We start from the raw sequence: 25,906 nt of genomic DNA, 5'->3' as shown, positions 1-25,906 counted from the left end.
CGCTATTGCTCGCGCATCCGGCGAGCGGTGAAGAACTCGGTGAGAACCGCCGCGCATTCGCCGGCCAGGACTCCTCCGAGGACCTCGGGACGATGGTTGAGGCGGCGGTCCCTCAGCACGTCCCAGAGTGACCCCGCGGCGCCGCCCTTGGGGTCCGCCGCACCGTAGACGACGCGATCGACCCGGGCGAGCACGGCGGCCCCCGCGCACATGGTGCAGGGCTCCAGGGTGACCACCAGCGTGCAGCCGCTCAACCGCCACTGGCCGCGCGCTCTCGCGGCCTGCCGCAGGGCGAGCATCTCGGCGTGCGCGGTGGGGTCGGCCGAGACCTCCCTGTCGTTTCCCGCGTGCGCCAGCACGGAGCCGTCGGGACCGAGGACGACCGCGCCGACGGGCACCTCTCCACGGGCTCCGGCCTCGACGGCCTGCGCCAGGGCAAGCCTCATCTCCCGGACGTAACCCACGGGCACCGAGCCGGTCACCGTACGCCCACCGGCGCCGGGCCGTTCAGCGTGCATCCGCCGACATCGAGCTGGTCACGGCGCGTCCGTCAGCGCAGCCGGTCGAGCTCGTCGGCGAAGGCCAGCCGCTCGGCGATCACCGAGAGCGTGTCCGCGGGGAGGGCGCCCTCCTCCATGCTGAGCTCGATGAGCTCCTCGGAGCTCACCCCGAGGTCGTTCAGCAGCTCGAAGTCGCCCGCCGGCCGCACGCCCAGGTCCGGGGTGTCCTTGTCGACCGCCACCCCGGCGAGCTCGGTGAAGAGCTCACCCAGGTCGTCGGAGAGACCCGCGTGGGCGTCGGACAGGAACGTGCGCGGTTCCAGGTCGCCCTGATAGCGAACGATCGCGAACCACTCGTCCTCCACCTCCACGCACAACAGGGCCAGCTCGTCACCGGTGAGTCCCAGATGCTCCTGGACGGCGTCGCCGAGATCGTCGGCGATCTCCGCCTCGCTGAGGTCGACCTCCGCACCGTTCCAACCGTCCGTCGTACGGACGAAGGCGGCGGAGAACACACTGCTGGATGGTCTGGAGGGCATGGCCGATCTCCCGAGGTCAGCCGAACACAGAGTCGATGGCGCGTTCGAACGGCTCGGAGAACCCCAGCCGCGCGGCGATGCTTGAGAGGACGTCCTCGGGGAGGAGGTCGATATCCCCTGACAGGATGCCGAGCTCCATCTCGTCGAGGCCCAGGTCGGCGAAGATGGACAGGTCGCCCGCGGGGAGCGCCGTCTCCTCGTCCTGGAGGATCGCGTCGAGTTCGTCCTCGTCGGGAACCGGCACGTCCAGGTATTCCAGCGCCTGCTGCGCGAGCGGAAAATCCCAGGACGCGGCGATGTCGGAGAGGAACACCTCGACCCTCTCCCCGAACACCCGTAGCGCCACGAAGAACTCATCCCCAACGGCGACCAGGCCAATCGTGCCGTTCATGCTCGGCTGCTGGCGCAGGGCGTGGATGAGACCCTCGAGGTCGGAGGTGAGCGACACCGGGAGCATCTCCGCCTCCCAGCGGTCGTCCTCGCGGTAGATCACGATGGCAAAGTCCAGCGAGTCTTCGTCTGACATGGCCATCCCCACCGAATGCTTTCTCTACGGAGGTCAATGCTTTCAGAAGCGAAGCACCGACGTGGGCCTCTCCGACCAAATTGTGATCAAATCCGAGTGAGCGGGCGATGTCGAACAGGTGTGGCCCGTCTTCCCCCCGGCTCATCGCCGCCCACCGGCCCAGGATACCTTTGACCACCATGGAAACCCTGGTCGTCGACCATCCCCTGGTGGCCCACAAGCTGACCGCGCTGCGGGACGTGAACACCGACTCCCCCACTTTCCGGCGTCTCGCCGACGAGCTGGTGACCCTGCTGGCCTACGAGGCGACCAGGCAGGTCCGTGTCACTGAGTGGTCGGTGGAGACCCCGGTGGCTCCCGCCAGGGGCGTGCGGCTGGCGCACCCGTATCCGCTGGTGGTCCCGATCCTGCGCGCGGGGCTGGGGATGCTGGAGGGCATGACCCGGCTGCTGCCGACGGCCGAGGTGGGTTTCCTCGGGATGATCCGCAACGAGTCCACGCTGGAGGCGGAGACCTACGCCACCCGCCTGCCCGAGGACCTCTCGGGCCGCCAGGTCTACGTGGTCGACCCGATGCTGGCCACCGGCGGCACCCTCGCGGCCGCGATCCAGTTCCTCTTCGACCGGGGCGCCGACGACGTGACCGCGCTGTGCCTGCTGGCCGCGCCCGAGGGGATCGCCCACCTCGACGAGGCCTTCGCCGGCACCGGCAGGCCGATCCGCCTGGTGACCGCGGCCCTGGACGAGCGGCTGAACGAGAACGGCTACATCGTCCCCGGGCTGGGCGACGCGGGAGACCGCCTCTACGGCGTCGTCTGAAGCGCTCCCGGCATCCCCGTCCAGACGCCGAGGTTCCCGCCTCCGAGATTCCAGCACCATCCTTTTCCCTTAAAGGATGGTTCTTCTACCCACCGACCGTTACATAATGCGGTTCCCCGGGTACTAAGCGTGGCGAAGACATCTCTTCTGTGTCCCCGGTCCGCCGAGGCCGCGGGCGCACACCAGGGAGAACCATGAGCGAGCGAATCATCCCGGACACCGAGCCGGACCCGTACGCGGACTTCAGCGCCGCGCTCAGGGACGAGTTCTCGGAGATCCATCCGGCGACCACGGTGACCCGTTGCATAGAGGCGGCCCACTACGGAGCGCTGGAGGTCGTCGGCCACGCCCATCCGGCACTGGTCGAGCGGATCGCCCGCAAGCACCTCGAGGTCCTCGCGCTGGTCGCGAGCGAGCGCGGGTGACGCAGGCGGCGGACTGAGGGCGGGCGCGCCGGCGGAAAGTGCCCCGCGAGGACCTCGGACAGGATTCTCGCGACGCGCACGAGACCGAATCGGCCGATGCGCTTTACCTCGGCATGGCCCTGGGTAATGTATATGGCGGGTGCAGTGGGTGAGCGGTAGTAGGAGGCCAAGGTGCAGGTCAAAAAGGTGCTGACGTACGGCGCTGTCGGATTCGTGGCGTTTTTCCTGTTCACACGACCAGGTGACGCGGCCAACGCTGTGAAGGGTGCCATGGACACGGTTTACACGGCGGCCGATTCTCTGGCCCAATTCGTCTCACATCTGTCATGAGGCTCGTGACCCACGGGGACTCCGCTCCCTCGTCGGTCAACCGCTACCTGCTCCCCCACGAACACCAGGTCATCATGGTGCGGCGCCACCCGGCCGTGCTGCTTCGCGCGGTCGCCGAGGTCTTCGGCGGCCTGATCCTCGCCGGACTGCTGAGCAAGTGGTTCGGCGACCAGGGCGGCGGCGGCGCGCTCGTCGTCGTCTGGTGGGCCTGGCTGCTGTTGCTGATCCGCTTCGTCTGGAAGGTCGCCGAGTGGTCCGTCGACTACTTCGTCGTCACCTCCAAGCGAATGCTGCTCACCACGGGGCTCATCACCCGCAAGGTCGACATGATGCCGCTCGGCAAGGTCACCGACATGAGTTTCCAGCGCTCGATTCTCGGCCGCATGCTGGGCTACGGCGAGTTCGTCCTGGAGTCGGCCGGCCAGGACCAGGCCCTGTCGAGGGTCAATTACATTCCGTACCCGGAGACCCTCTATCTGGAGGTCTGCCAGATGCTCTTCCCCGGGGGTAACGATTCAGATGATTAGCGTCCTGTGTCCGCAATGGCACAGGAATCACGGATCCGCAGGGCATGAGGGCTGTTGACACTTTCCGGTGAAGATTTTTCACTCGGGGTTACCTGATTCGACCGCTTCATGCAATCATGGCGAGAACATTGACCATCCCCCGCCCTGAGAGATCAGATGCCGAGTCAGGGAACCATCGGTGACCGCGTCCGCGGACTGCGCCTGAGCAGGCGCATGTCCCAGGCCCAGCTCGCAGGGCCGGACCTTTCCGACAGCTACGTCTCCCTCATCGAGTCCGGCAAGCGGACCCCGACCCCCGTGGTCGCCCGCCTGCTGGCCGAGCGCCTGGGATGCACCACCGAGTTCCTGCTGCACGGGATCGAGCCGCGCCAGCGCATCGACACCGAACTCGGCCTGCGCCACGCGGAGCTGGAGCTCCTTCACGGGAATCCGTCCGTCGCGGCGGATCGCTTCGGCGAGATCGTCAAGGTCGCCGGCGAGGAGAACGCCATGCTGGCCGCGCACGCGCGGTTCGGCCGTGCCCGCGCCCTGGAGGTCCAGGGCAAGGTCGGCTCGGCGGTGAAGGCGTTCGAGCGCCTCCGCCGCGAGGCGGCCACCCATCCCGAGCGTCTGGCCGACCTGCCGCTGGCGGTGGCGCTGAGCCGCTGCTACCAGCGCGCCGGAGACATCCTTCGCGCCCGCGACCTGGCCGTCCACGCGCTCGGGGAGGTCAACCGGCTGCCCCTGGCGCAGGGAGAGATCGCCATCGAGCTGGCCGCCGCCCTGGTGGGGATCGGCGGCACCCGCGGGTCCGGTTCGCCGAGCATGTCCTACGTCCGCAACATCCTGTCGGTCAACGGCGTTCCCGCCGTGGTCAACCGCACCGCGGAGATCCACGCCCTCTGGCAGGCGAGCATCACCGCCGCCGACGGCGAGGACTCGGCGCTGGCCGTCCGCCTCGCCGACGACGCGATCGCGACCGGCCGCCCGGCGCGGATGGCCTCGCAGCTCGCCCTCATCGCGACGGACTGGGCCCGTCTCGCCGCCGGCGGTGACGAGCCGCTCGACGAGGCCCGCGAGCTCGCGACCGCCGCGAGCGAGGTCTTCGCCGTGTTCCCCGAGCACGTCCACGAGTACGTCAGGAGTCTCGTCGTACGCGCCCACGTCCAGCTGGGGGCCGGAGACGCGCTGGGCGCCATCGCCCTGGCCGGTACCGCCCTCGACACGCTGGGCGACCAGGCGGGCGCCGTCGGGGCCGGCGTGCAGCTGGTTCTCGCCCGTGCCGCGCTCACCCGCGGCCAGGACGACGCCGCCACGACGGCCCTGAACGCCGCCAGGCAGATGCTGAGCGGCGTCCGGCACGAGCTTTCCGGTCCCGACCGGGAGGCCGCGCGGACCTGGCGTGACCTGGGAGACCTGTATGGCCAGGTCGGTGTGGTCGACGAGCAGACCAGTGCGTATCGTAGGGCTCTTGAGACTGCCGGAGTGCGCGATGCGATGGTGGGCATGACAGTCGATTCGGCTCTGGTCCGTTAAGACGGTCCCACTTCTGGAGTTCCAGATTTGTTTTTGCACCTCCGGAATAACTAGGGTCTACCAGTCATTGATTCGTAGGATGATTGGTTTCTCCGGAGGAGGCGGACGGTGAGTCTGCGTACGGCGCAGCGAGCATCCCTCGTCGACCAAGTGATCGATCAACTCAAGGAGCAGATCACTTCTAACTCCTGGCAGATGCACGCGAAGATTCCTACTGAGACCGTGCTCGCCGAGCAGCTCGGGGTGGGGCGCAACACCGTGCGCGAGGCGGTGCGTGCCCTCACACACGCCGGGTTGCTGGAATGTCGCCAGGGCGACGGGACGTACGTCCGTGCCACGAGCGAGCTCTCCGGGGCCATGCTGCGGCGGCTGCGCACCGCCGAGCAGCTCGAGATCCTGGAGGTGCGGCGCGCGCTGGAGGTGGAGGCCGCCAGACTGGCCGCCACCCGGCGCACCGACGCCGACATCACCGGGATCGAGGCGGCGCTGGCCGAGCGGGAGCGGGCCTGGGAGAGGGGAGAGCCCGACGCGTTCGTCGAGGCCGACCTCGCCTTCCACATGGCGGTCGTCCGCGCCACCCACAACCTCGTGCTGATCGATCTCTACGAGGACTTCTCGGCGGCGCTGCGCGCCAGCATCACCGCCGCGGGCACCTCACTGAACAGCACCCTGAACAGCACGTACATCCCGCACGAGGCGATCGCCCGCGCGATCGCCGTCGGTGACGCCGCCGCCGCCGAGCGCGCGGGTCACGCGTGCATGGAGCACATCCTGATCGCCCTGACGGAGGAGCAGGAGCTCTCTCTCTGACCCTGTCCTCCTTCGCCTTCTCATGATGTGGGCCCCCTCACCGCCGGTGAGGGGGCCCACATCGTGAGAAGCGCCGTCCTGGGCACGGCGGCGGGCGTGGCCTCGCGCCCCGGGCATCGGGCGATCAGGTCAGGCGCAGGGACATCACGAGGTAGCGGAAGGAGGGGGCGGCGTCGCCGGGAACCTCCGTGATGAGGGCCGGGCGGCTCGGCGACTCCATGTTGAGCCGGACGAGCTCGGTCTCGACCCCGCTCAGGCCGTCGAGCAGGAACTGGGACTGGAAGGCGATCTGGATGTCGGCGCCGGACAGCTCGGCGTCGACGACCTCGGTGCCCCGGCCGATGTCACCGCCGCCCGCCTGGATGAGGACCTGCCCCTGGACGAAGGAGAGCCGGATCGCGGTGTGGCGCTCGGCGACCAGCGCCACCCGCTTGATCGCGTCGATGAACGGCGCCACCGGCAGGTCGGCCCGGATCGACCAGTCGCCGGTCAGCCGCGAGCGGTAGTCGATGAACTGCTCGTCGAGCAGGCGGACCGTGGTGGCCCGGCCGACGCTCTCGAAACCGGCCACGCCGTCGCCCAGCGCCACCGACACCTCGCCGCCGCGCAGCGACCTGGCCACGTCGACGAGCACCCGCGCGGGCACCATCGCGGCGGCCGTGGCACCGGCCGCCTCGGGACGCCAGCCGAACTCCCTGGCCGCGATGCGGTAGCGGTCGGTGGCGGCCATGGTCACGTCTTCGCCGGAGATGTCGATCCGGACGCCGGTCAGCATGGGAAGGCTCTCGTCGCGGCTGGCGGCCGGAGCCACCTGGCCGACCGCGCTCGCGAAGACCACGCCGCCGACCGCGCCGATCTTCGGCGGCATCTCGGGGAGGGAGGGGAAGTCCTCGACCGGCATGGTCAGCAGGCCGAACTCCGCGCTGCCGCAGGTGAGAATCGCTTCGGAGCCGCTGGTGAGGACCTCCACCACCTCGCCGGTCAGGCTGCGGGTGATCTCCGCGAGGATCCGGCCCGGGATCAGCACCCGGCCGGGCTCCGCCACGACCGCGTCGATCGAGACACGGGCGGAGACGTCGTAGTCGAAGGCCGACAGCACGAGGTCTCCGTCGTCGGCCTCCAGGAGCAGACCGGAGAGCACGGGAATGGCCGGCCGGTTCGGCAGCACCCGGGCCACCCAGGCCACCGCGTCGGCCAGGACATCACGGTTAACCCGGAACTTCACCTGATCATCCCTTCGTCCCGAACGGCACTCCCACACGCGGAAGCCGTACTTCAACAGCACGTTATCCGCTGAGACCGACAGAACCGCTACCCGGTCGGGGAAAAGGGAACGGGGAGCCTCAGCCGCGGGCGGCGTTGAGGTAGGTCAGGACGGCGAGCACGCGGCGGTTGTCGTCGTCGGAGGGGGCGAGGTCGAGCTTGGCGAAGATGCTGGCCGTGTGCTTGCCGACCGCGCTCTCGCTGAGGAACAGGCGCTGGGAGATGGCCGCGTTGGATCGGCCCTCGGCCATCAGCTCCAGCACCTCGCGCTCGCGCGGGGTCAGCGCGCCGAGCGGCTGGTGCCGGGCGGTGCTGGCCAGCAACTTGGCGATCACCTCGGGGTCCATCGCGGTGCCCCCCGCGGCGACCCGCCGGACCGCGTCGACGAACTGCTCGGCGTTGAAGACCCGGTCCTTGAGGAGGTAGCCGATCGCCCCCGAGCCGTCGGCCAGGAGCTCTCGCGCGTACAGCTGCTCGACGTGCTGGGACAGCACGAGCACCGGCAGGCCGGGGACGGCCCGGCGCGCCGCCAGCGCGGCCTGGAGCCCCTCGTCGGTGAACGTGGGCGGCAGGCGCACGTCGACCACCGCCACGTCGGGCCGCAACCCGGTCAGCGCCCCCAGCAGCTCGGGTCCCGACTCCACGGCGGCCACCACCTCGAAGTCGTGTGCCTGGAGCAGGTGGACCAGGCCGTCCCGCAGGAGGTACAGGTCTTCGGCGATGACGACTCTCAGGCTCACCGGCCCAACCATAGGCGGACCGGCAGGACCTCCGCCAGCCGCTGCTGGCGGGCGTGCATGACGGGGATGAGCATGCCCGCGGCGTACATGGACAGGCCCAGGAGGATGTTGAAGACGATCAGCGGCCACTGCAGGGCCTCGGGCAGGTAGAGCGCGAGGAACCAGCTGCGGTTGTCGGTGTCGATGAGCTTCATGATCATCGTCACCAGTCCCTGCGGGAAGAGCGGGAGCCAGCCGATCCCCCAGCAGACCCCGACGATGGCGGCCTTGCCGCGGGGCAGGGACGGCTTGCAGTCCGGCCCCTTCTCGCTCAGAAGGGCGTAGGGCAGGTCGAACGTGGCCGTGGTCGGGCCGCCCCGCGGGCTGCTGACCGCGAGCACCCCGTCGAAGGCCGCCAGCCTGCGCTCGATACCGCGCAGACCGCTGCCCAGGGACGGGTCGGCGCCCCCCGAGCCGTCGTCGGTGACGACCACGCGCAGCGCGTGGTCGTTGCTGCTGATGTCGATCCACACCCGCTCGGCGCCGCCGTGGCGGGCCGCGTTGGTGAGGAGCTCGCTGATCGAGAAGTAGGCGGCCGACTCCACGGGCGAGTCGGGGCGGATGTCCAGGTCCACGGTGACCGTGACCTTCAGCGGGCTGTCCAGCGCCAGGGCGCGCACGGCGTCGCCGAGGCCGCGCTCGGCCAGGACCGGCGGGTGGATGCCCTTGACGAGGTCGCGCAGCTCGACGAGCGCCGTGGAGGAGGCCTCCCTGACCTTGGCGAGCAGTGCCTTGGCCGCGGCGGGGTCCTTGTCCATCAGCTCCTCGACCGCGCCGAGCGTCATGCCCATCGCGACGAGCCTCGCCTGCGCCCCGTCGTGCAGGTCGCGCTCGATCCGCCGCAGCTCGGAGGCCTGGGAGTCGACCGTCGCCAGCCGTGCCTGGTCGAGTCGCTGGATCCGCGCCGCGAGCACGGACCTGTCCGTGGGAGACAGCAGTTGCTGGTTCCACCACGCGTACCCCCGCAGCAGGAGCGGCGTCGCGGCCAGCGCGACGGCCGAGGCGCATCCCAGAACCAGGGGCAGCGCCGCGGGGGCCGCGGACCACGCCGCCAGGACGGCGCATCCGGCCAGGGTGAGGGGCAGCAGCGGGAGGGCGCAGACGACCACCGGGTTGAGGTAGAGCCAGAGCCCGTCCCGCCAGGTGGCCGGGTCGCCGACGATCCACTTCCAGCGGTTGTTCCAGTCGGGCCACCGCGGCGTCTTGTAGAGCTGGCGCTCGTGGCGGTACCAGCCGTCGGGCTGGGGCCGTGTCGGCAGCGGCGGAGGCAGGTAGGGCACCGGCACGGCGGTCCCGAGCCACGTGCCGTTCAGCCTCCTGGCGAGCGCGGTGCGGTGCCTGATCAGCTGGGCCGCCGGAGGGAACATGAAGACCATCCCCAGGCCGAACGCCAGCACGAAAGCGGCCAGGGTCACGACGACCAGGACCGTGTCCAGCAGCGCCATCGCTCCCAGGGCCAGTGCCCTGCCGACCGTCACCGCGTACGTCTTCATGGGTCAAGTGTCGGTGATCCGGCCGGGCGTGCCCAGTGGTGGCGAGTGCCGTGAGGGGGTGGAGGTAGCCACACCTCCCTCGGGTGCCTGGCCCGTCCCCGCCGGGGGTGTAGACGGATTCTCCGGGCGCGGCGCGGCTCGTAGCGTCGGTGAGCATGAAGGTCATCGAGGTCAGCAACCTCCGCAAGCAGTACCGCGACCAGCTGGCGGTGGACGACGTCTCGTTCACCGTGGAAGAGGGCGAGATCTTCGGCGTTCTCGGCCCCAACGGCGCCGGCAAGACGACCACCGTGGAGTGCGTCGCCGGCCTGCGCGTCCCCGACTCCGGCACCGTCAGCGTGCTCGGAGGTCTGCACCGCGCCGAGCTCAAGGAACAGCTGGGGGTCCAGCTGCAGAGCTCCACGCTGCCGGAGAAGCTCAAGGTGCGGGAGGCGCTCGACCTGTACGCCTCCTTCTACCGGTCCCCGGCGAACTGGGGGGAGCTGCTGGAGCGCGTCGGGCTCGCCGACAAGCGCGACACCCCCTACGGCAAGCTCTCCGGTGGCCAGCAGCAGCGGCTCTCGATCGCGCTGGCGCTGATCGGCAACCCCCGCGTGGCGATCCTGGACGAGCTCACCACCGGCCTGGACCCCCAGGCCCGCCGCGACACCTGGGAGCTCATCGAGCGGGTCCGCGAGGACGGTGTGACGATCCTGCTCGTCACCCACTTCATGGAGGAGGCCGAGCGGCTCTGCGACCGGCTCGCGCTGATCGACTCCGGCCGGGTGGTCGCGATGGACAGCCCGTCCGGCCTGATCGCCCGGGTCGGCGGGCGGCAGACCATCAGGTTCCGGCCGTCCGGACCGCTCGACGACTCCCGGCTCGAAGCCCTGCCCGAGGTCACCGGGGTGAGCCGCAGCGGCGGGCAGGTCGCGGTCACCGGCACCGGCAACCTGCTCCTCGCGGTCACGACCGTCCTCTCCGCCATGGGTGTCGTGCCCACCGACCTGCGCATGGAGCAGGCGACCCTCGACGACGCCTTCCTCAACCTCACCGGAAAGAAGATCTCCTCATGAACAAGATGCTCCTGACCGAGGCCAAGCTCTTCCTGCGGGATCCGGGCGGCCCGATCTTCTCGATAATGCTGCCTCTCGTCCTCCTGCTCGCGCTCGGGCAGATCCCCACCCACCAGAAGGCGATCCCCGAAATGGGTGGGGAGCGGATCATCGACACCCAGCTGCCCGCCATGATGGTGATCCTGGCGGTGGTGACGATGGCGCTGACCGTCCTGCCGGCGACGCTGGTGACCTACCGGGAGAGCGGCGTGCTGCGCCGGATGTCCACCACCCCGGTCAACCCGGTCCGGCTGCTGGTCGCCCAGCTCGCCAACAACCTCGCGACGGCGATCGTCGCCACCCTCCTCCTGATCGGCCTGGGCTATCTCGTCCTCGGCTCGGTCCCGCCCAAGAGCCCGCTCGCCTTCGCGGGGGTGTTCGTGCTCGGCACGGCGTCGATGCTGGGCCTGGGGTTGCTGATCGCCGCGTTGGCGCCCAACGCGAAGGTGGCGCCGGGCATCGGCTCGCTGCTGATGTTCCCGCTGATGTTCATGGCGGGGATGTGGATCCCCCGGGACCTCATGCCCGACCTGGTGCAGCGGATCGGGGACTTCCTGCCGATGGCGCCGTTCGCCGACGCGCTCCGTGACACGTGGGCCGGGCAGGCTCCGCAGCCGCTGCACCTGGTGGTGATGGCGGTGACCGTGCTGGTCACGGTCGGACTGGCCACGCGGCTCTTCCGTTGGGAGTAGCCGGTGGGTACGGCCTCCGATCCGCTGTGGCCCGTCTCTTACCAGGGGCAGAGACGGGCCACAGCTTGTTTGACCGATCATTCTGGATTGTTCTACGTTTCCTTCATGGTGCGGACGAAGGAGTTCGATCCGGACGCCGCCCTCCGGGCGGCGCTCGACCTGTTCTGGGAGCGCGGCTACGAGGCGACGTCGATGAGCGACCTGGTGGAGCGCCTGGGAATCGGCCGGGCCAGCCTGTACGCCACGTTCGGTGGCAAGCACGAGCTCTACCTCCGGGCGCTGCGGCGCTACCGGGAGATCCGCCGCCCGTTGTACATGGAGACGCTCTCGCGTCCGGGACCCGCGCTTCCCGCCGTACGGGAGTTGGTGGAGGGCTACGTCCGCGACTCCGTCGGGGACGCGGGGCGGCGGGGCTGCATGATCGGGAACGCGGCGGCGGAGATGCTCCCCGGCGACGAGCAGGTGGCCCGGTGCGTGGACGGCGAGTGGACCGCGCTGGAGACCGCGCTGGCGTCGGCGCTGATCCGGGCGCGGGCGCAGGGGGAGCTGCCCGCCGACCGCGACCCGCGGGCGCTGGCGGGCTTCCTGCTGGTCTTCCTCCAGGGGTTGCGGCTCACGGCCAAGGGGACGTCGGACCCGGTACGGCTGCGTGACGCCGCCGCTCAGGCACTCACCATTCTGGACTGATCGATCTACTATGAAGGCGTCATGAAATTTCAGGACAAGGTGGTTCTGGTGACCCGGGGGCGGCACCGGCATCGGCAGGGCCGTTCCACCGCCTGACCCGGCGCCCCCCGATACGGCGTGCACCCGGCCGCCCGGCGTCGCCGTCCGACTCGCGTCGTCCCCCGTTCCGCCGGCTCTCTCACACCGGCTTTCCTCGCCCGGTGCGTTCCCGGCCTCCGTTCCGGATGCCCGGCGACAGGAAGCCGGATATGTCACTCTTGATTGATGCTGATCCTGGCGCACGTAAGTGACGTCCACATCGACGGTTCCCCCCGCAGCATCGACAGGACCCGATCCGTCATGCGGCACCTGGAGAACCTGCCCGGCCCCCTGGACGCGGTCATGGTGACCGGCGACATCGCCGACAACGGCCTGATCGAGGAGTACGAGATCGCGCGCGAGCTGCTGACCACGCGCCATCCGACGATCATCTGCCCGGGTAACCACGACGTCCGTTCGGCGTTCCGCAAGGCGCTGCTCGACCTCGACGAGGACGGCGACGGGCCGATCAACCAGGTCCTCAGGCTCGACGGGCTCACCGTCGTGCTGTGCGACTCCAGCGTCCCCGGGCGGCCGGAGGGCTTCCTGGAGGACGAGACGGTCACCTGGTTGAACGGCGTGCTCGCCGAGACCCCGGACACCCCGGTCATCGTCGGCATGCACCACCCGCCGGTGTCGCTGGGCACCCCGTACGTGGACTCGATCCGGCTGCGGAACCCGGAGCGGCTGGAGGCGGTCGTGCGGCGGCACCCGCAGGTGGTGGCCGTCATCACCGGTCACGCCCACACCGCGGCGAGCACCACCTTCGCGGGTCTGCCGCTGTCGGTCGCCCCGGGGGTCATCTCCACGCTGCGGCTCAACCAGGAGCTCGACGCCCCGGTCCCCGTCGACTACGACCTGCCGCCGCAGATCGCCATGCACGTCTTCGACGGCGGCCGCCTCATCACCCACGTCCGCCCGGTCCTGTGACATCGCCGCGGCCCGCCCTCACGGCGTGCCGCGGCCCGAGCGGCACGCCGCACGAGACCGGCCACCCGATGTCCGCACGACCGGCCCCGCCCCCATCCCGCACGCCGCATGACGACCGGCGGGCGCCGTACCCCGTACCGGAAGGCCGCACGACGATCTGTCGCGCCCCGTACGAAGGCCGGTCCCGCACTCCGTACCCGCCGTGTCCGGCCGGGAGGCCCCATGGTGGCTCACCGGTTCGAAGAGATGCCTTTGCCGGGAATTAACCGATTTTTCCTCTTATGAGAGGCTAGTTCGGCTAATAATCGAAAATCCACGCGATCCGTTGAACCTCCTGGGATCCGGCGCCGTACTGCCTGCCGACACCGGAAATCGTCCGGCGGCCGACCCCCGGAGGGCACAGCGTGATCGTGAACGCCCTGCGGCGGCCCGCTCCAGCGGGCACCGCCGTGATCGCGGAACCGCCGTCCGGCATCCGCGCCCACGATGAGGCAGGCGATACCGCCCCGTGCACCCGTCACGATCCCCCGGCGCGAACCGCGGGGCGCGCGTGATGACGCGGCAGGACGCCTGCCCCTCCCCGCCGGCCGATTTCTCCGGAGAGAACCTCGACGTGAAAGCCTCTTCCTGGCCCGGTGACCGGCGGAACCGGTCCCGCCATCTGCGACCGGTCGACGCCCCCGACGACGAGCTGATCGTCGCGGAGCTGTACCGGGTGTACCACCGGCCGCTGCTCTCCTTCGTCGTACGGCTCACCCGCGGCGACGTGCAGTGGGCCGAGGACGTGGTGCAGGAGACCATGGTCCGGGCGTGGCGCAGCGCGGACCGGTTCGACGCCGACGCGTCGTCCCTGATGCCTTGGCTTGCGACGGTCGCCAGACATATCGTGATCGACGACCAACGCCGTAAGGACGCGCGTCCCCACGAGGCGGGTGAGGGACCACTGGAGAGTGTGCTCATGCCCGATCAGATGGAAGATCTTTTGCGACAGGTCGTCGTGTCGGACGCGCTCGACTCGCTGTCTCCCGCCCACCGCGAGATCCTCAAAGAGACGGTCCTGCGTGACCGGTCGGTGAACGAGGCCGCCGAGACGCTCGGCATCCCGGTGGGCACGGTGAAGTCGAGGGCGTACTACGCCCTCCGCGCGCTGCGCGTCGCCCTTGAGGAGAGAGGGGTGACGGCATGACCTCGCAGGTGGAGCACACCGACGTGGGCGCGTACGCCCTGGGCATCCTCGAAGAGCCCGACCGGACGGCTTTCTCGAACCACCTGGCCGCGTGCCCGTCCTGCACCGCCGAGCTTCAGGAGCTGTCCGGAGTGGCGGGCGCCCTCGCCGGCATCGGACCCCTGGGAGACGAGCACGACGACGCCGATGCCGGCGACCGGGGTCCCGCCGAGGTGGTCAACCTGCTGCGCCGCCGCAAGGCGGCCGACCGGCGCGCCCGCAGGGGCACGTTCGTGATCGGCGCCGCCGCGGCCGTCACCCTGGTCGCCGGCGGGATCGCGGTGGGCACCTCGATCTCCGGCGAGAGCGGGAGCGCCCCCGTCGGCCATTCCGCGCACGGCCCCGCCGAGGACGCCTACCGGTCCGGCACGCCGCTCGCGGGCACGGGTGCCTCCGGTGTCACCGGCGGCCTGGTGCTGGAGACGAAGGGCTGGGGCACCCACGCCGCCCTGGAGCTCAGGGGCGTCAAGGGGCCGCTGGAGTGCGAGCTGGTCGCGGTCTCCCGGAGCGGCGAGCGGCGCGTGGTCACCGGATGGGCAGTGCCCGAGCGGGGCTACGGGGTGGCCGGCTCTCCCGAACCGCTCTACGTGCACGGCGGGGTCGCCTGGGGGCCGGCCGGGATCGACCGCTTCGAGGTACGCACGACCGGCGGCGACACGCTGCTCACCGTCATGGTCTGAGCGGGGCATCCTAGCCCTTCCCCGGAACGGGAGCGCCTTTCTGGAGCCGTTTCCTCATGTGCTTTTTTACGTATTTGAAGATTGAACCGTATGTGGCCGTGGCGCCGTACAACCGGCAGAAGAACGCAGCAGCCCCTACAGCTACAAGAGGTTCACGATGTCCAAGCGCACCCTCACCGTCTCCGGCGTGGCCATCGCCGCGGCCCTGCTCGCCTCGGCTCTCGCCCCGGCCGCGCAGGCCGCGCAGGCCGCGCAGGCCGGCACAGCCTCGGCCACGCAGTCCGATACCGCGAGCACAGCGGACGCCTACTTCGCGGGCACCCTGCTCGGTAAGAACGAGGTGCCGGTCAGCGGCGGTCCCGCCGTCGGCGACAAGGACGGCAAGGCCATCGCCATCGTCCGCATCCGCGGCAACGAGGTCTCCTACGCCGTACGGTGGGAGGGGACGGCCACCCCCACCGCGTTCCACATCCACCAGGGCAAGGCCGGTAAGAACGGCGACGTGAAGGTCGGCTTCTTCATGGAGGCCCTGCCGGGCGGCAGCAAGGCCATCCTCGGCAGCGTCAAGATCAACGACGGCGGCCTGCTGTCCGGGATCAAGAAGAACCCGAAGAACTGGTACCTCAACCTGCACACCGCCGAGTTCCCGGGTGGCGCGGTGCGCGCCCAGATGCACCGGATCCACCCGACCAACCTGGCCAACGTGCTGGCCAGCGGCGTGCACCCCAGCTACCACTCCAACGCCGACGGCCGCCAGGAGGTCCCGGCCCCCGGCAAGAAGGTCGGCGACCCGAACGGCCGCGCCGAGTGGCTCGTCGGCATCAAGGGCTCGAAGGTCTACTACGCCACCATCTGGGAGAAGCTCGCCGCCCCCACCAACGGGCACATCCACCGTGGCAAGAAGGGCCAGAACGGCGATGTCGTGATCGACTTCTTCGCCGACACGAACGGTCTGCCCAAGGGCGTCACCGGCATCGCCGGCACCGCGTCGGTGAAGTCCGACATCGCCCGGGGCATCAAGAAGAACCCGAAGAACTGGTACACCAACCTGCACACCACCGAGTTCGGCGGCGGCGCGGTGCGCGGCCAGCTCTACCGGTCCGGCAGCGGCTGGTAGAACGACGTCCGGGGATCACGCGGCGGTCGTGAGCGTCCGGACGCGGAGGGGATCCACGGCGGCCACGAGCCACCCGTGACCCCGGAGACGACGGCGCCCGCCGCCCGGAACACGATTCCGGGCGGCGGGCGCCGTCGCGCGTGGCGGCCGATGACGCGCTCGGGTCCGCTCAGCCCATTTGGACGGGCCTGGGTTCCTCGGCCACGCGGAGGTCGTAGAGCTCGCGAGCGGCCATGATCTCGGCCACGTGCTTCTCCGACCAGCTCTTGACGCCCTCCATCAGCGTGACCACGCTCCGTCCCAGTGCGCTGAGCTCGTACTCCACCCGGGGCGGGATCGTCGGGTAGACGGTGCGGGTCACCATCCCGTCGCGTTCCATGTTCCGCAGCGTCTGGGTGAGGCTCTTCTGGGTGATCCCGTCGATCCTGCGGCGGAGCACGCCGAACCGGATCGGGCCGTCCCGCAGGGCGTCCACCAGCAGGCACGTCCACTTGTTGGCGATCGCCTCCAGGACTTTCCGCGAGCCGCACTCCCGAAGGTACGCGTTCGCGGCGCCGTGCTCTCGCAGGCCAGAAGTAGTTTCCATAAGGTACCTATATCTCCAAAAGGTGCCTTCTTTCAATGAGATACCGGTGTCGCCGACGATTGATCCCGAAGAACTTCCCTTCAGAGGAGATCACGATGCGCGTCATCACCCAGTCCGCCGTCGGCGACCCTTCCGTGCTCGGTGTCGCCGAGGTCGACCGGCCGGAGCCGGATCACGGGCAGGTCCTGATCAAGGTCAGGGCCGCCGGGGTCAACCCGGTCGACGGAGCGGTCCGCTCCGGCCTCTTCCCGCTGCTCGGCCCGCCGCCCTTCACCCTCGGCTGGGACGTCGCGGGCACGGTCGAGTCCACCGGGCCCGGCGTGTCCGCGTTCGCCCCCGGTGACGAGGTGCTGGGCCTGCTCGCCTTTCCCGGCGCCGGCAACGCCTACGCCGACTACGTGCTCGCCTCGCCCAACGAGATCGCCCACCGGCCCGCCGCGCTGCCCGTGGAGCAGGCGGGAGGGCTCCCGCTGGCCGGGCTGACCGCCTGGCAGGCGCTGGTCGGCATCGCCCGTGTCGCCGAGGGACAGCGGGTTCTCGTGCACGCCGCCGGAGGAGGGGTCGGTCACCTCGCCGTCCAGGTCGCCGCGTCTTTCGGGGCGCACGTCACCGGTACCGCTCGAACCGCCAAGCACGACCTCCTGCGCGAGCTCGGCGCGGACACCCTGGTCGATCACACCACTGCGGACTTCGTCGCGGAGACCGCACCGGTGGACGTGGTGCTCGATCTGGTGGGCGGCGAGTACGGGGAACGTTCCGCCGCCGCGCTCAAGCCCGGCGGCCTGCTCGTCGGAGCGCTGGGGGGCAACCTCGGCATCACGCGGGAACGCGCGGCCGAGTTGGGCGTACGGCTGGCGGTGGTGAGCGTGCGCCCCTCGGCGGCCGACCTGTCACGGCTGACGGCCCTGGCGGAGTCGGGCCGGCTCAGGGTCCACCTGGATCAGGTGCTGCCACTGGCCGAGGTGGCCAAGGCACACGAGCTCCTGTCGACCCGCCGCACCACCGGGAAAATCGTCCTGATCCCCTGAGCCGCGGCGACCAGGTGGCCCCGCGGAGTCTTCCCACAGACGTGACCGCGGTCGAGCCGGGCGGTGTGGGCCTCGCCTTTCTCGCGGTGATCCACCGATGGGCGGACGGGGCGGGTGCCGGCCGATCCGTCGATTCAGACGCGAACACCGGGGTAGAGCGTAGCGCTGCTGGTTGCGGGGGCTCTGACCTGCGTCATCAGCGCGCGTTGCGCACAGGCGGATTCGGTTCTCGGTGGCGGCGGGTGCTTCGCCACCGTCACGATCTAGGGGGATAAACGATGGAAGAGTCCCACCCGGTGAAGGAAACGGTCGGCAAGATCGTTGACGCGGTGGCCGACGCGGTGGCCGGCGGCGAGCCGTCCGGCGTGATCCCCGGCCGGCCGGGCGGCGAGACACCGTCGCTGCGGGAGCCGACCGAGCCTCGGGCGCCCCTGCCCCCCAAGCCCGACCAGAGCGGGCCGGAGGCGTTCTCCCCGACCGGGCAGCCCACCGACGTGCCGGCGGCGGCGCGGGCACAGGGCGGGGCGTACCTGACGACCGCTCAGGGCGCACGGCTGCCCGACACCGACCACTCGCTCAAGGCCGGTCCTCGGGGTCCGGTGCTGCTGCAGGATCACCATCTGCGCGAGAAGATCATGCATTTCGATCACGAGCGCATCCCCGAGCGCGTCGTGCACGCCCGTGGGGCCGCCGCGCACGGCGTCTTTCGCGCGTACGGCACCGCCTCGACGGTGACCAAGGCGGCCTTCCTCGCCAAGGACGTCGAGACCCCGGTCTTCGTGCGGTTCTCGACCGTGCTCGGATCACGGGGGTCGGCCGACACGGTGCGTGACACCCGGGGGTTCGCGACGAAGTTCTACACCGGTGAGGGCGTCTTCGACCTGGTGGGCAACAACATCCCGGTGTTCTTCATCCAGGACGCCATCAAGTTCCCCGACATCATCCACGCGGCCAAGCCGCACCCGGATCGGGAGATTCCCCAGGCCCAGAGCGCGCACGACACGTTCTGGGACTTCGTCTCCCTCCACACCGAGGCCACCCACCACACGTTGTGGAACATGTCCGACCGCGGCATTCCCCGCTCCTACCGGACGATGGAGGGCTTCGGCGTCCACACCTTCCGGCTCGTCGACGCCGAAGGGGCGACGTCGCTGGTGAAGTTCCACTGGAAGCCCACGGCCGGGGTGCACTCGCTGGTGTGGGAGGAGGCGCAGCTGATCAACGGCGCGGATCCGGACTTCCACCGCCGTGATCTGGCCGACGCGATCGAGGCGGGCGCCTATCCGCAGTGGGAGCTGGGCATCCAGGTCTTCCCCGACACCCCCGAGCAGACCTTCGAGGGCATCGACCTGCTGGACGCCACGAAGATCGTGCCCGAGGAACTGGCGCCGGTCCAGCCGATCGGCCTGCTCACCCTCAACGCCAACCCGACCAACTACTTCGCCGAGACCGAGCAGGTCGCCTTCCACCCCGGTCACCTGGTGCCCGGCATCGACGTCACCGACGACCCGCTGCTCGCGGGGCGGCTGTTCTCGTACCTGGACACCCAGATCAGCCGGTTGGGGGGCCCCAACTTCGGGCAGATCCCGATCAATCGCACGCACGCCCCGGTCAACGACATGCTGCGTGACGGCTTCCACCAGACGGCGGTGCACGCCGGTGCCGCCCCGTACAAGCCCAACTCCCTGGACGGCGGCTGTCCCTTCTTCGCGGGGCAGCAGGAGGGCGGCTACCGGGAGACGCCCGTGCAGGTGCCGGCGGCGAGCAAGGTGCGTGAGGCTCCGGCGTCGTTCGCCGACCACTTCAGCCAGCCCCGCCGGTTCTGGCTGAGTCTGACCCCGCTGGAGCGCGAGCACGTCATCGCCGCGTACACCTTCGAGCTCGGCAAGGTCTACGAGCAGCCGATCAAGGAACGTACCCTGCGGGTGCTGGCCGAGATCGACCCCTACCTGTGCGCGCAGGTGGCCGAGGGGCTGGGCCTGCCGGTTCCGGCGCCGGCGGGCCCGCTGCCGTCGGTCGAGCCCAGCCCCGCGCTCTCCCAGCTCGGGCGGACCTGGCCCGTCACCGGCCGGGTCATCGGCATCGTCGCCGGCGAGAACAGCGATCTGGAAGCGGTCCGCGCCGTCCGCCGGGCCGTCCTGGACGGCGGCATGGTGCCGCTGGTCATCGCACCGGCGGGCGGCCTGCTCGGAGCGGGCGGCGACGATCCCGTCCCCGTGCAGCGCACGTTCGCCACCGCCCGGTCCGTCGAGTTCGACGCCGTGGTGCTGGCCGGTGCGCCCGCGCCGGGCAAGGACGCCTACGGCGCCCGGGACGCCAAGGCCGGCAACGGCGTGCCCGCCACCGCGGACGTCGACCCGCGGGTGCTGCTGATGCTCGGCGAGGCGTTCCGCCACGCCAAGCCGCTCGGCGGGTGGGGGGACGCCGGCCAGGCACTCGCCGCCGCGGGAATCGACACCGCCGCACCCGGCGTACTCGTCGCCGACGGCGGCGAGGCGGTGCTGGAGGAGATCGTCCGGCTGCTGGGGCGGCACCGGGTCTGGGACCGCTTCCCCGCCGCGGCCGACATCGTCTGACCCCTGCTGATCCACTGTCCGGCTCGGGCCCCGGCCTCGGAAAGAAGGGCCGGGGCCCGAGCCGGACTGCGAGGGAGGCGATCGGTGTTTTTTCGCGGACGCGTCGGGCACAAGCCCTCATATGGCGCCAAAAATGGATGATTCGGTCAGCATCACCCCGTGTGAGGATGGGCCGCTACTGATCCGGGGGCCGTTCACCCTGCTCACTCAGGACGGGACCGTCATCGATCCCGGCCGGGCGACGGTGGCGCTGTGCCGCTGCGGCCGATCCTCGGCCAAGCCGTTTTGTGACGGCTCGCACAAGCGGTCCGGTTTCCGGGCCGCGAGCGAGCCCGACGCGGTGGCCTGAGCTCGCGTTCTGAGCCGGCGGGACGAGTGCGCGGCGAGCGATATCCGGCGCCCGGCATAGAAGATCCCGCCGCGCAGGAACCGGGCCGCCAGGGCCGGCCAGCTGCAGACGGCCCGCTCCAGCAGCCACACCGGGGCGAACAGGGTGGTGGTGAAGGGAAAGACCCGCCGCCCGCCCGCGCGGCGGCGGCCGAGCTCGGCCAGGCCCATCGCCATCCCCGCACCGGCCAGGACCGGCCCCGGGCGCCGCCGCAGCAGCGCGGCGGCCAGCGCGGGCACGATGGCGAGAAAGAACGCCATGCGGGCCGGTTGCGCGAGGTCGTCGTAGGCCTGCCGCACCCGCTGGGACCAGAAGTGGCGCGGATCGGGCGGCAGGCGGCGGACGTAGAGATCGAGGGGGCGCTCCTCGCGGCCGCCGTGAGCACGGACGGTGCGGATGAGTTCGAGGTTCTCGAACATCACGTTCCCGTCGTAGCCGCCCATCGCCAGGAAGGTCGAGCGGCGCACCCCGAACGTACCGGGGTAGTCGGCGCCGAACCCGCGGTTGAGCAGGGTGCGGGCGCTGTCCCAGCGAGCATGCCACGGCATCGGGTCGAAGTGGTTTTGCGGGCGGACCAGGTCCGCTCTTCCCAGCAGGGCGTCGAGGCGGGCCAGTTCGCTCTCGCCGTAGCGGACGTCGTCGTCGGCGATGATCACGTGCTCGGCACGGGCCAGGCGCATCCCGGTGATCACTCCGTTGACCTTGCCGTTGGCGAAGTCGAGGTCGCCGTCGGGTCGTACGTGCAGCGCGAGGCCGTCCCAGCGGGCGGCGTGCCGGGCGAACAGCCCGGCCGGGGAGTTGTCGACGACGATGACACGGACACTGGAGCGCAGCCGGCGCAGGTAGGCGGTCAGCTCCGCCAGCCCGGCGTCGTCACTCCAGCGCAGCGGCAGCACGTAGTCCATGTCGAGATCCGTCTCCCGGCCCGTGTCCAGGCCTGTCACCGGGTCCCTGCCATCAGGTCCGCCTCGCGCAGTGAGGAGACGCCGCACCGCCAGCTGTCCATGACGTGCTCGGCGAAGAGCCGGTCCAGGGCCAGGGCGCAGGCCGCGCCGTACAGGACGTCGCCGGCCCGCGAGGCGTGCTGCGCCACGAAGCCGCCGCACATGTCGTGCGCCGCCACCTGCTCGTGAACGGCGTCGGCCTGCACGTGCTCGTCGTAGAAACGCCGCGCCGTCTCGTCCCCGCCCAGCCTGCGCAGGCCCAGGGAGTAGCGGTGGTTGGGCACCGAGGAGGTCATCTCGAACGCCGCCAGGTGGCCCAGCAGCGCTCCGAGGTGACGCCGGTGCAGCCCGAACAGCGACATGGTGTTGGAGATCGCCAGCGTGATCGCCGGAACCCGATCCAGGTAGGCGCCGTAGGAGTCGTCCAGGCCCAGCCCGCGCATGGTGGCTCGGAACAGCTCCGAATGCATCCGCTCGACGCGCCCGCCGCCGTACTCGTCGGCCTGGATCTCCACCAGCGCCGCCTTGGGACGGCCGCTCAGCCGGGGAATCGCCCAGGTGTGCGGGTCGGCCTCCTTGAGGTGGTAGATCGACCGGTGCGTGACGAACTCGCGGAACTGCTCCAGGTCGGCCTGCCTGGCCAGGAACGCCGACAGGCGGGGCCCCTCGTCGGCGGCCACCAGCTCGGCCAGGGCGCGCCGCATGGGCACACCCGGCATGAGCGGCGGACGCGGCACGGCCCGCGCCAGGCCCTCCTCCCATCGCCGCTCCAGCGCCTTCCTGGCCGCCAGCAGCGACGGCTCCCACTCCCACTCCTGCCGCACCTCCTCGAAGCCCTGGTAGTGCAGTTCGTAGCAGGCGAAGAGCGCCAGCTGGAGATCCTCACCCTCGACGGCCGGCCCTCCGGCCGGTACCGGTGGCGGATCGAAGGTGTGCGGCGGGCGCCTCAGCCGTTCGAAGAGCGCGGCGGTGAGAGGGCCTCGGGGCGTGGGAAGCTGCATCACGATCTCCCATGGCGACGAAAGGCTCAGGTGAAGGACTCGGGGAGAAACTCGGCGGTCTCATCTTCCGGAAGGGCGTCTCGCCGTGAGGTCGCGTCGCCGGTTCGCTCCCAACCCGATGGAGGTGCATGCCACGGTGACGGCGCGACCGTCGGTGCCGATGTAGCCATATACGGTCATATATGGACTTATCGAACACGCGTACCATACGCCCCTGATGCCCTCGTCTTTCCCGCCCTAACCTCCCGGCCGTACGCATGGTGAGAAAAATCGTGATCGACAACGAGAGACGGCGTGAGCGCGGCCTGTCATCCCAGGCACCGGTCTGCGGGCAGGAGGTCGGCGCGCATGTTGCGCTCCATCATCCGCAGTGACGCCTCGGCGAGGTCGGGATGGATGTGGGCCACGCAGTCGGAGGCCACCCGGACGGAGAACTCGCGCACGTAGGCGTCCAGCGCGCTGTAGAGCACGCACTGCTCGGTGACCTGGCCGGCCAGCACGACGGTGTCGATCTCCTCGCGGCGCAGCAGGTACTCCAGCGGCGTGCCGAAGAACGCGCTGTGGCGCACCTTGGGCAGGAAGGCGCAGTCGTCCGGGGGAAGCACCGGCTCGACCAGGTCGGGGCGCCGGCCCTCCAGGGCGCGCCGCCGCAGGTCCTCGGTCGTGGCGGTGAAGTCGCCGTGGTTGTCGTTGACGACTATCAGCCGGGCGTCTCGATGCCGGTGGGCGCGTCGCATCAGCCCCGCCAGGGGCTCCACGATCTGCTCGACGCTCTTTTCTAGGGTGTCGGCGTCCTCGTGGTCGTAGGGATTCAGCATGTCCACCACGATCACCGCAACAGCACCCATACCCCTCACCCCTCGCCCCTCATGATCGGGCCGCGGGTGATCACGGCCACCCGTACGGGAAACCGTGATCACCCGCGGGTCTCAGCCCTGTCCCGTCTCTTCCTTGCCGTAACCGAGCGTCTGCGCCACCTCCGCCAGAGTGGCGAAGGTCTGCTCCGGCAGTGACCGCACCGCCTCGAGCACCGCGTCGGGCGCGCCCTGCTCCTCGGCTCGGGCCAGCAAGGCGGCACGGTCGGCGGGAAAGACGCCGGCGCCGCTGATCCACCGGGCCAGCTCGCTGCGGGCCTCCACACCCTGCGGGCCGATGCCCTGCGGCGTGCCGGGCTCATGGCCGGGCGGCCGCGATGTCGATGTCATGTGTTCTCCCTCGATGTGACCACAGAGCTCGTTCTTTGCCTCAGATCTCGCAGATAGGGAGCCGAGCCCCGGGTGAGCCTCTCGTGCCGGTGTCGCTCCCCCAGGTGCGCCACGACCTCTCGGGCCACGACGCCTCGCTTCCACCCGCGAGTTTTCTGCCTGCGAGCGGGCCCTTACCCGCTCCCCGGTGGACAAACATCCACGTGAGTGGCACAGACCCGCCGATCCGGCGGGCGCGGCGAAGACGTGGAGGGCAGGGGAAGGGAGAACAAGGAGAACAAGGAGAACAGGGCCGGGCGGCGGCCGGGTGAGCTCCAACCGGAACTCGTGGATCACCGAACCGCGGGCGGTGGCCCAGCCGCGGGAAACGAGAACCCGCGTCACGCCTGCAGGGTCCGGGATTCGGTGAGCATCGGCTCCTGCGGAAACACCAAAAATCCGGAGAACGTGAGCACCCGGATTTTCCAGGCCGATGAGCAATCGGCCTGGTTTGAGCCTCGGCTCTGGTTACTTAGCGTGTGCTTCCAGGAGCCTCAGAAGGAGGGGTCCAGTAGGAACAGAACGGTAGGCCTGGCTTGGTGTCACATTCGTTGACGTGATCATCGTGAGTCGGTGTATTGCCAGGCACAGCGAGCGGAGTTCGAAAGCCGGCGGCCGTGTTCTGTCGCGCGTGTCGGTGGTGTCGGCTGTCAGCGGTGGTGGTCGGCTCTGCGCCACCATGCCGTGGTGGCGAGCACGCCCGTGGCTCCGACCGCGAGGACCAGCAGGAAGCCGATCGGGCCGGGCCGGTCCTGGTCGGGGCCGGCGATTCCGGCGTACAGGCCGGGAACCGACCAGGGGAAGTGGTGGCCGAAGCCGAGGGCGGCGATGACCTGGGCGCAAAACAGTGCGGCGAACATGGCGCCCACGGCGGCCAGGTAGCCGCGTCCCAGGCTGGCGGCCAGGGACAGCGGGGTGGTGAGCAGGGCGGTCAGCGCGGCGGTGACCAGGAGGCGACCGATCCCTTCCAGGGCGATCTGGGCCGACCAGCCGGGCAGGGTGAGCAGTGCGCCGATCAGCACGCCGAACGCGGCCACCTGCACGGCCAGGAGCATCGCCCATCCGGCGGCGAGGATGAATTTGGCGCCCACGATGGCGGTGCGGGAGGTGGGCAGGGCGAGCAGGTCTTTGGCGGTGTGGTCGCTGAACTCGCGACCGAACAGCCAGATGGCGATCATCCCGTAGATCAGGAATCCGCCCACGCCGACTGCCTGGGCCAGCAGGGCCAGGTAGCCGGGCCAGTCGGCGACGGCGCCGGACAGCTGGGCCTTGCCGCCCAGGAGCCCGAGGGCGCGGGCGCGGGCGGGGTCGGCCAGGATGAACATGAACAACCCGCAGACCAGTGCGGCGAGGGTGAAGGCCAGGGCGGTAAGCCAAGGCAGGCGACTGCGTCGCGCTTTGAGCAGCTCGGCCCACAGCGCCTCACGCATTGTCGGCTCCGACCATGCGCAGGAAGTAGGCCTCCAGATCCTCTTCCTGCACGAGGAGCTTGGTGGGGGGCACGCCGGCCTCGACCAGCACGGTGGCCACCTCTTCGGGCCGGGCCACAGCGCGTTCGCCGGTGAGGACGAGCCCCGCGCCGCGGTCGTGAGCGGCCTCGTAGCCGCGGGCGTGCAGGACCGCGTGGGCTGTGGTGTCGTCGCGGGTGGTCACGGTCAGGCGGCGGCGCAGGCGCTCGTCCAGGGCGGCGGTGTGGAGTTCCTGGATCAGGCGGCCCTGGTGAATGATGCCCACGCGGGTGGCCAGGCGCGCGACCTCGGCCAGCAGGTGGCTGGACAAGAACACCGTGACGCCGTGTTCGCGGGCCAGGCCGGCCAGCAGGGTACGGATCTCCACGACGCCGGCGGGGTCCAGGCCGTTGACGGGCTCGTCTCCGCCGGCTCGACCCGCAAGGAGATCTCGTCGACCGCGAGCACCCGGCCGTAGCGTTTGGTCAGGCCAGCCGCCTCGATGGTGGACACCGGCCCACCCTCTCTCGAATCGGCGATCATTGATAAGGTCCGTCGAAGGTGAGCCAGCAAGCCTGCGTCGGTGGTTCTGTCGCCGATCCCGGAAGGGCCCTCATGCGTGCTCGTGACCTGCTCGTCGATTTTCCCACCGTCACCCTCGGC

The 25,906-nt window shown here is 70.3% G+C and carries 28 protein-coding genes and 1 pseudogene; 16 read left to right on the top strand and 13 right to left on the bottom strand.

The genetic code is table 11. From position 1 onward, the window contains the following. Positions 1 to 2 precede the first annotated feature (2 nt). From tadA to ACVCAG_RS37975, 3 genes are all read right to left on the bottom strand, one after another. Positions 3 to 446, bottom strand: coding sequence for a tRNA adenosine(34) deaminase TadA (gene tadA / locus ACVCAG_RS37985; RefSeq protein ID WP_440087829.1), 444 nt, complete (start codon positions 444 to 446; stop codon positions 3 to 5). A 104-nt stretch (positions 447 to 550) separates the two neighbouring features. Next, positions 551 to 1,039 (bottom strand): tRNA adenosine deaminase-associated protein, encoded by a 489-nt coding sequence (locus tag ACVCAG_RS37980; RefSeq protein WP_440087828.1) that lies wholly within the window; start codon positions 1,037 to 1,039, stop codon positions 551 to 553. Between the two features lie 16 nt (positions 1,040 to 1,055). Then, positions 1,056 to 1,571 (bottom strand): tRNA adenosine deaminase-associated protein, encoded by a 516-nt coding sequence (locus ACVCAG_RS37975; RefSeq protein ID WP_440087891.1) that lies wholly within the window; start codon positions 1,569 to 1,571, stop codon positions 1,056 to 1,058. A 173-nt stretch (positions 1,572 to 1,744) separates the two neighbouring features. On the opposite strand from ACVCAG_RS37975, the gene upp reads away from it, so the two are divergent. The 6 genes from upp (at position 1,745) to ACVCAG_RS37945 (ending at position 5,990) form a co-directional block, all read left to right on the top strand. Continuing rightward, positions 1,745 to 2,383 carry a uracil phosphoribosyltransferase gene (gene upp / locus ACVCAG_RS37970; RefSeq protein WP_440087827.1) on the top strand — a complete coding sequence of 213 codons (639 nt, stop codon included), beginning with the start codon at positions 1,745 to 1,747 and terminating at the stop codon, positions 2,381 to 2,383. A 194-nt stretch (positions 2,384 to 2,577) separates the two neighbouring features. Further along, entirely contained in the window at positions 2,578 to 2,808 is a 231-nt protein-coding gene (locus tag ACVCAG_RS37965; RefSeq protein WP_329087977.1) for a hypothetical protein, read from the top strand. A gap of 171 nt (positions 2,809 to 2,979) precedes the next feature. Then, positions 2,980 to 3,138 carry a hypothetical protein gene (locus ACVCAG_RS37960; protein ID WP_362688081.1) on the top strand — a complete coding sequence of 53 codons (159 nt, stop codon included), beginning with the start codon at positions 2,980 to 2,982 and terminating at the stop codon, positions 3,136 to 3,138. Next, on the top strand, positions 3,135 to 3,665 hold the full coding sequence (locus ACVCAG_RS37955) for a PH domain-containing protein (RefSeq protein ID WP_329087979.1): 531 nt from the start codon (positions 3,135 to 3,137) through the stop codon (positions 3,663 to 3,665). The genes ACVCAG_RS37960 and ACVCAG_RS37955 overlap by 4 nt, the downstream gene beginning before the upstream one ends. Before the next feature lie 156 nt (positions 3,666 to 3,821). Then, the gene (locus tag ACVCAG_RS37950) at positions 3,822 to 5,180 is read left to right on the top strand and encodes a helix-turn-helix domain-containing protein (protein ID WP_440087826.1); all 1,359 of its coding nucleotides are present in this window, start codon (positions 3,822 to 3,824) and stop codon (positions 5,178 to 5,180) included. Between the two features lie 108 nt (positions 5,181 to 5,288). Continuing rightward, the gene (locus ACVCAG_RS37945) at positions 5,289 to 5,990 is read left to right on the top strand and encodes a FadR/GntR family transcriptional regulator (RefSeq protein WP_344742921.1); all 702 of its coding nucleotides are present in this window, start codon (positions 5,289 to 5,291) and stop codon (positions 5,988 to 5,990) included. Between the two features lie 124 nt (positions 5,991 to 6,114). Here ACVCAG_RS37945 and dnaN read toward each other — a convergent pair whose 3' ends face one another. The 3 genes from dnaN to ACVCAG_RS37930 all read right to left on the bottom strand — a co-directional run bounded on the left by dnaN (position 6,115) and on the right by ACVCAG_RS37930 (position 9,525). Beyond that, positions 6,115 to 7,215, bottom strand: a complete 1,101-nt coding sequence (gene dnaN, locus ACVCAG_RS37940; protein ID WP_440087825.1) for a DNA polymerase III subunit beta — start codon at positions 7,213 to 7,215, stop codon at positions 6,115 to 6,117. Positions 7,216 to 7,333: 118 nt separating this feature from the next. Then, complete coding sequence (locus ACVCAG_RS37935; protein WP_329093772.1) at positions 7,334 to 7,987, bottom strand: response regulator transcription factor; 654 nt, start codon at positions 7,985 to 7,987, stop codon at positions 7,334 to 7,336. A gap of 2 nt (positions 7,988 to 7,989) precedes the next feature. Continuing rightward, on the bottom strand, positions 7,990 to 9,525 hold the full coding sequence (locus ACVCAG_RS37930; protein WP_440087824.1) for a histidine kinase: 1,536 nt from the start codon (positions 9,523 to 9,525) through the stop codon (positions 7,990 to 7,992). A 155-nt stretch (positions 9,526 to 9,680) separates the two neighbouring features. Between ACVCAG_RS37930 and ACVCAG_RS37925 the strand changes: the two genes are divergently transcribed. From ACVCAG_RS37925 to ACVCAG_RS37895, 7 genes are all read left to right on the top strand, one after another. Beyond that, positions 9,681 to 10,580, top strand: a complete 900-nt coding sequence (locus ACVCAG_RS37925) for an ATP-binding cassette domain-containing protein (protein WP_440087823.1) — start codon at positions 9,681 to 9,683, stop codon at positions 10,578 to 10,580. After that, positions 10,577 to 11,311, top strand: a complete 735-nt coding sequence (locus ACVCAG_RS37920; RefSeq protein ID WP_440087822.1) for an ABC transporter permease — start codon at positions 10,577 to 10,579, stop codon at positions 11,309 to 11,311. The genes ACVCAG_RS37925 and ACVCAG_RS37920 overlap by 4 nt, the downstream gene beginning before the upstream one ends. A 105-nt stretch (positions 11,312 to 11,416) precedes the next feature. Next, on the top strand, positions 11,417 to 11,998 hold the full coding sequence (locus ACVCAG_RS37915) for a TetR family transcriptional regulator (RefSeq protein ID WP_440087821.1): 582 nt from the start codon (positions 11,417 to 11,419) through the stop codon (positions 11,996 to 11,998). Between the two features lie 264 nt (positions 11,999 to 12,262). Beyond that, a complete protein-coding gene (locus tag ACVCAG_RS37910) occupies positions 12,263 to 13,006 on the top strand; it encodes a metallophosphoesterase (RefSeq protein WP_440087820.1) in 744 nt (247 codons plus the stop codon). 553 nt (positions 13,007 to 13,559) lie between these two features. Then, positions 13,560 to 14,192 carry a sigma-70 family RNA polymerase sigma factor gene (locus ACVCAG_RS37905; protein WP_440087819.1) on the top strand — a complete coding sequence of 211 codons (633 nt, stop codon included), beginning with the start codon at positions 13,560 to 13,562 and terminating at the stop codon, positions 14,190 to 14,192. Further along, positions 14,189 to 14,911, top strand: coding sequence for an anti-sigma factor family protein (locus ACVCAG_RS37900; protein WP_447191307.1), 723 nt, complete (start codon positions 14,189 to 14,191; stop codon positions 14,909 to 14,911). Before ACVCAG_RS37905 ends, ACVCAG_RS37900 begins: the two co-directional genes overlap by 4 nt. 157 nt (positions 14,912 to 15,068) lie before the next feature. Beyond that, positions 15,069 to 16,028, top strand: a complete 960-nt coding sequence (locus ACVCAG_RS37895) for a CHRD domain-containing protein (protein WP_447191306.1) — start codon at positions 15,069 to 15,071, stop codon at positions 16,026 to 16,028. 169 nt (positions 16,029 to 16,197) lie between these two features. Here the strand turns inward: ACVCAG_RS37895 and ACVCAG_RS37890 are convergent, their stop codons facing one another. Next, positions 16,198 to 16,614, bottom strand: coding sequence for a winged helix-turn-helix transcriptional regulator (locus ACVCAG_RS37890; protein ID WP_447191305.1), 417 nt, complete (start codon positions 16,612 to 16,614; stop codon positions 16,198 to 16,200). 95 nt (positions 16,615 to 16,709) lie between these two features. Here ACVCAG_RS37890 and ACVCAG_RS37885 point away from each other — a divergent pair, with 95 nt between their 5' ends. The 3 genes and pseudogenes from ACVCAG_RS37885 to ACVCAG_RS37875 all read left to right on the top strand — a co-directional run. After that, entirely contained in the window at positions 16,710 to 17,642 is a 933-nt protein-coding gene (locus ACVCAG_RS37885) for an NADP-dependent oxidoreductase (RefSeq protein WP_447191304.1), read from the top strand. Positions 17,643 to 17,920: 278 nt separating this feature from the next. Continuing rightward, entirely contained in the window at positions 17,921 to 20,218 is a 2,298-nt protein-coding gene (locus tag ACVCAG_RS37880) for a catalase (RefSeq protein ID WP_447191303.1), read from the top strand. A 121-nt stretch (positions 20,219 to 20,339) separates the two neighbouring features. Continuing rightward, a pseudogene (locus ACVCAG_RS37875) lies at positions 20,340 to 20,462 on the top strand (hypothetical protein); the annotation flags it as partial. Here ACVCAG_RS37875 and ACVCAG_RS37870 read toward each other — a convergent pair. The 6 genes from ACVCAG_RS37870 to ACVCAG_RS37845 form a co-directional block, all read right to left on the bottom strand. After that, positions 20,426 to 21,550, bottom strand: a complete 1,125-nt coding sequence (locus ACVCAG_RS37870) for a glycosyltransferase (protein ID WP_440087813.1) — start codon at positions 21,548 to 21,550, stop codon at positions 20,426 to 20,428. The pseudogene ACVCAG_RS37875 and the gene ACVCAG_RS37870 sit on opposite strands and share 37 nt — an antisense overlap. After that, entirely contained in the window at positions 21,547 to 22,551 is a 1,005-nt protein-coding gene (locus ACVCAG_RS37865; protein WP_447191302.1) for an iron-containing redox enzyme family protein, read from the bottom strand. The genes ACVCAG_RS37870 and ACVCAG_RS37865 overlap by 4 nt, the downstream gene beginning before the upstream one ends. Before the next feature lie 308 nt (positions 22,552 to 22,859). Then, positions 22,860 to 23,399 (bottom strand): isochorismatase family protein, encoded by a 540-nt coding sequence (locus ACVCAG_RS37860; protein ID WP_440087811.1) that lies wholly within the window; start codon positions 23,397 to 23,399, stop codon positions 22,860 to 22,862. An 81-nt stretch (positions 23,400 to 23,480) separates the two neighbouring features. Further along, a complete protein-coding gene (locus ACVCAG_RS37855) occupies positions 23,481 to 23,756 on the bottom strand; it encodes a DUF2795 domain-containing protein (protein WP_440087810.1) in 276 nt (91 codons plus the stop codon). A 689-nt stretch (positions 23,757 to 24,445) separates the two neighbouring features. Beyond that, positions 24,446 to 25,225 carry an ABC transporter permease gene (locus tag ACVCAG_RS37850; RefSeq protein WP_447191301.1) on the bottom strand — a complete coding sequence of 260 codons (780 nt, stop codon included), beginning with the start codon at positions 25,223 to 25,225 and terminating at the stop codon, positions 24,446 to 24,448. Next, positions 25,218 to 25,631: a hypothetical protein gene (locus ACVCAG_RS37845; RefSeq protein ID WP_440087808.1), complete on the bottom strand. Its 414-nt coding sequence runs from the start codon at positions 25,629 to 25,631 to the stop codon at positions 25,218 to 25,220. The genes ACVCAG_RS37850 and ACVCAG_RS37845 overlap by 8 nt, the downstream gene beginning before the upstream one ends. Between the last annotated feature and the right edge of the window lie 275 nt (positions 25,632 to 25,906).

Source organism: Streptosporangium sp. G12 (assembly GCF_052983175.1).
Note: the sequence above shows the minus strand (reverse complement) of the source record. Positions and strands in the feature narration are given on the sequence as shown.

Bases quoted from the DNA above. Each gene is read 5' to 3' on its own strand.
- tadA (WP_440087829.1), bottom strand. From the start codon at position 446: ATGAGGCTTGCCCTGGCGCAGGCCGTCGAGGCCGGAGCCCGTGGAGAG.
- ACVCAG_RS37980 (WP_440087828.1), bottom strand. From the start codon at position 1,039: ATGCCCTCCAGACCATCCAGCAGTGTGTTCTCCGCCGCCTTCGTCCGT.
- ACVCAG_RS37975 (WP_440087891.1), bottom strand. From the start codon at position 1,571: ATGGCCATGTCAGACGAAGACTCGCTGGACTTTGCCATCGTGATCTAC.
- upp (WP_440087827.1), top strand. From the start codon at position 1,745: ATGGAAACCCTGGTCGTCGACCATCCCCTGGTGGCCCACAAGCTGACC.
- ACVCAG_RS37965 (WP_329087977.1), top strand. From the start codon at position 2,578: ATGAGCGAGCGAATCATCCCGGACACCGAGCCGGACCCGTACGCGGAC.
- ACVCAG_RS37955 (WP_329087979.1), top strand. From the start codon at position 3,135: ATGAGGCTCGTGACCCACGGGGACTCCGCTCCCTCGTCGGTCAACCGC.
- ACVCAG_RS37950 (WP_440087826.1), top strand. From the start codon at position 3,822: ATGCCGAGTCAGGGAACCATCGGTGACCGCGTCCGCGGACTGCGCCTG.
- ACVCAG_RS37930 (WP_440087824.1), bottom strand. From the start codon at position 9,525: ATGAAGACGTACGCGGTGACGGTCGGCAGGGCACTGGCCCTGGGAGCG.
- ACVCAG_RS37925 (WP_440087823.1), top strand. From the start codon at position 9,681: ATGAAGGTCATCGAGGTCAGCAACCTCCGCAAGCAGTACCGCGACCAG.
- ACVCAG_RS37920 (WP_440087822.1), top strand. From the start codon at position 10,577: ATGAACAAGATGCTCCTGACCGAGGCCAAGCTCTTCCTGCGGGATCCG.
- ACVCAG_RS37915 (WP_440087821.1), top strand. From the start codon at position 11,417: ATGGTGCGGACGAAGGAGTTCGATCCGGACGCCGCCCTCCGGGCGGCG.
- ACVCAG_RS37910 (WP_440087820.1), top strand. From the start codon at position 12,263: ATGCTGATCCTGGCGCACGTAAGTGACGTCCACATCGACGGTTCCCCC.
- ACVCAG_RS37905 (WP_440087819.1), top strand. From the start codon at position 13,560: ATGACGCGGCAGGACGCCTGCCCCTCCCCGCCGGCCGATTTCTCCGGA.
- ACVCAG_RS37900 (WP_447191307.1), top strand. From the start codon at position 14,189: ATGACCTCGCAGGTGGAGCACACCGACGTGGGCGCGTACGCCCTGGGC.
- ACVCAG_RS37895 (WP_447191306.1), top strand. From the start codon at position 15,069: ATGTCCAAGCGCACCCTCACCGTCTCCGGCGTGGCCATCGCCGCGGCC.
- ACVCAG_RS37890 (WP_447191305.1), bottom strand. From the start codon at position 16,614: ATGGAAACTACTTCTGGCCTGCGAGAGCACGGCGCCGCGAACGCGTAC.
- ACVCAG_RS37885 (WP_447191304.1), top strand. From the start codon at position 16,710: ATGCGCGTCATCACCCAGTCCGCCGTCGGCGACCCTTCCGTGCTCGGT.
- ACVCAG_RS37880 (WP_447191303.1), top strand. From the start codon at position 17,921: ATGGAAGAGTCCCACCCGGTGAAGGAAACGGTCGGCAAGATCGTTGAC.
- ACVCAG_RS37865 (WP_447191302.1), bottom strand. From the start codon at position 22,551: ATGCAGCTTCCCACGCCCCGAGGCCCTCTCACCGCCGCGCTCTTCGAA.
- ACVCAG_RS37860 (WP_440087811.1), bottom strand. From the start codon at position 23,399: ATGGGTGCTGTTGCGGTGATCGTGGTGGACATGCTGAATCCCTACGAC.
- ACVCAG_RS37855 (WP_440087810.1), bottom strand. From the start codon at position 23,756: ATGACATCGACATCGCGGCCGCCCGGCCATGAGCCCGGCACGCCGCAG.
- ACVCAG_RS37850 (WP_447191301.1), bottom strand. From the start codon at position 25,225: ATGCGTGAGGCGCTGTGGGCCGAGCTGCTCAAAGCGCGACGCAGTCGC.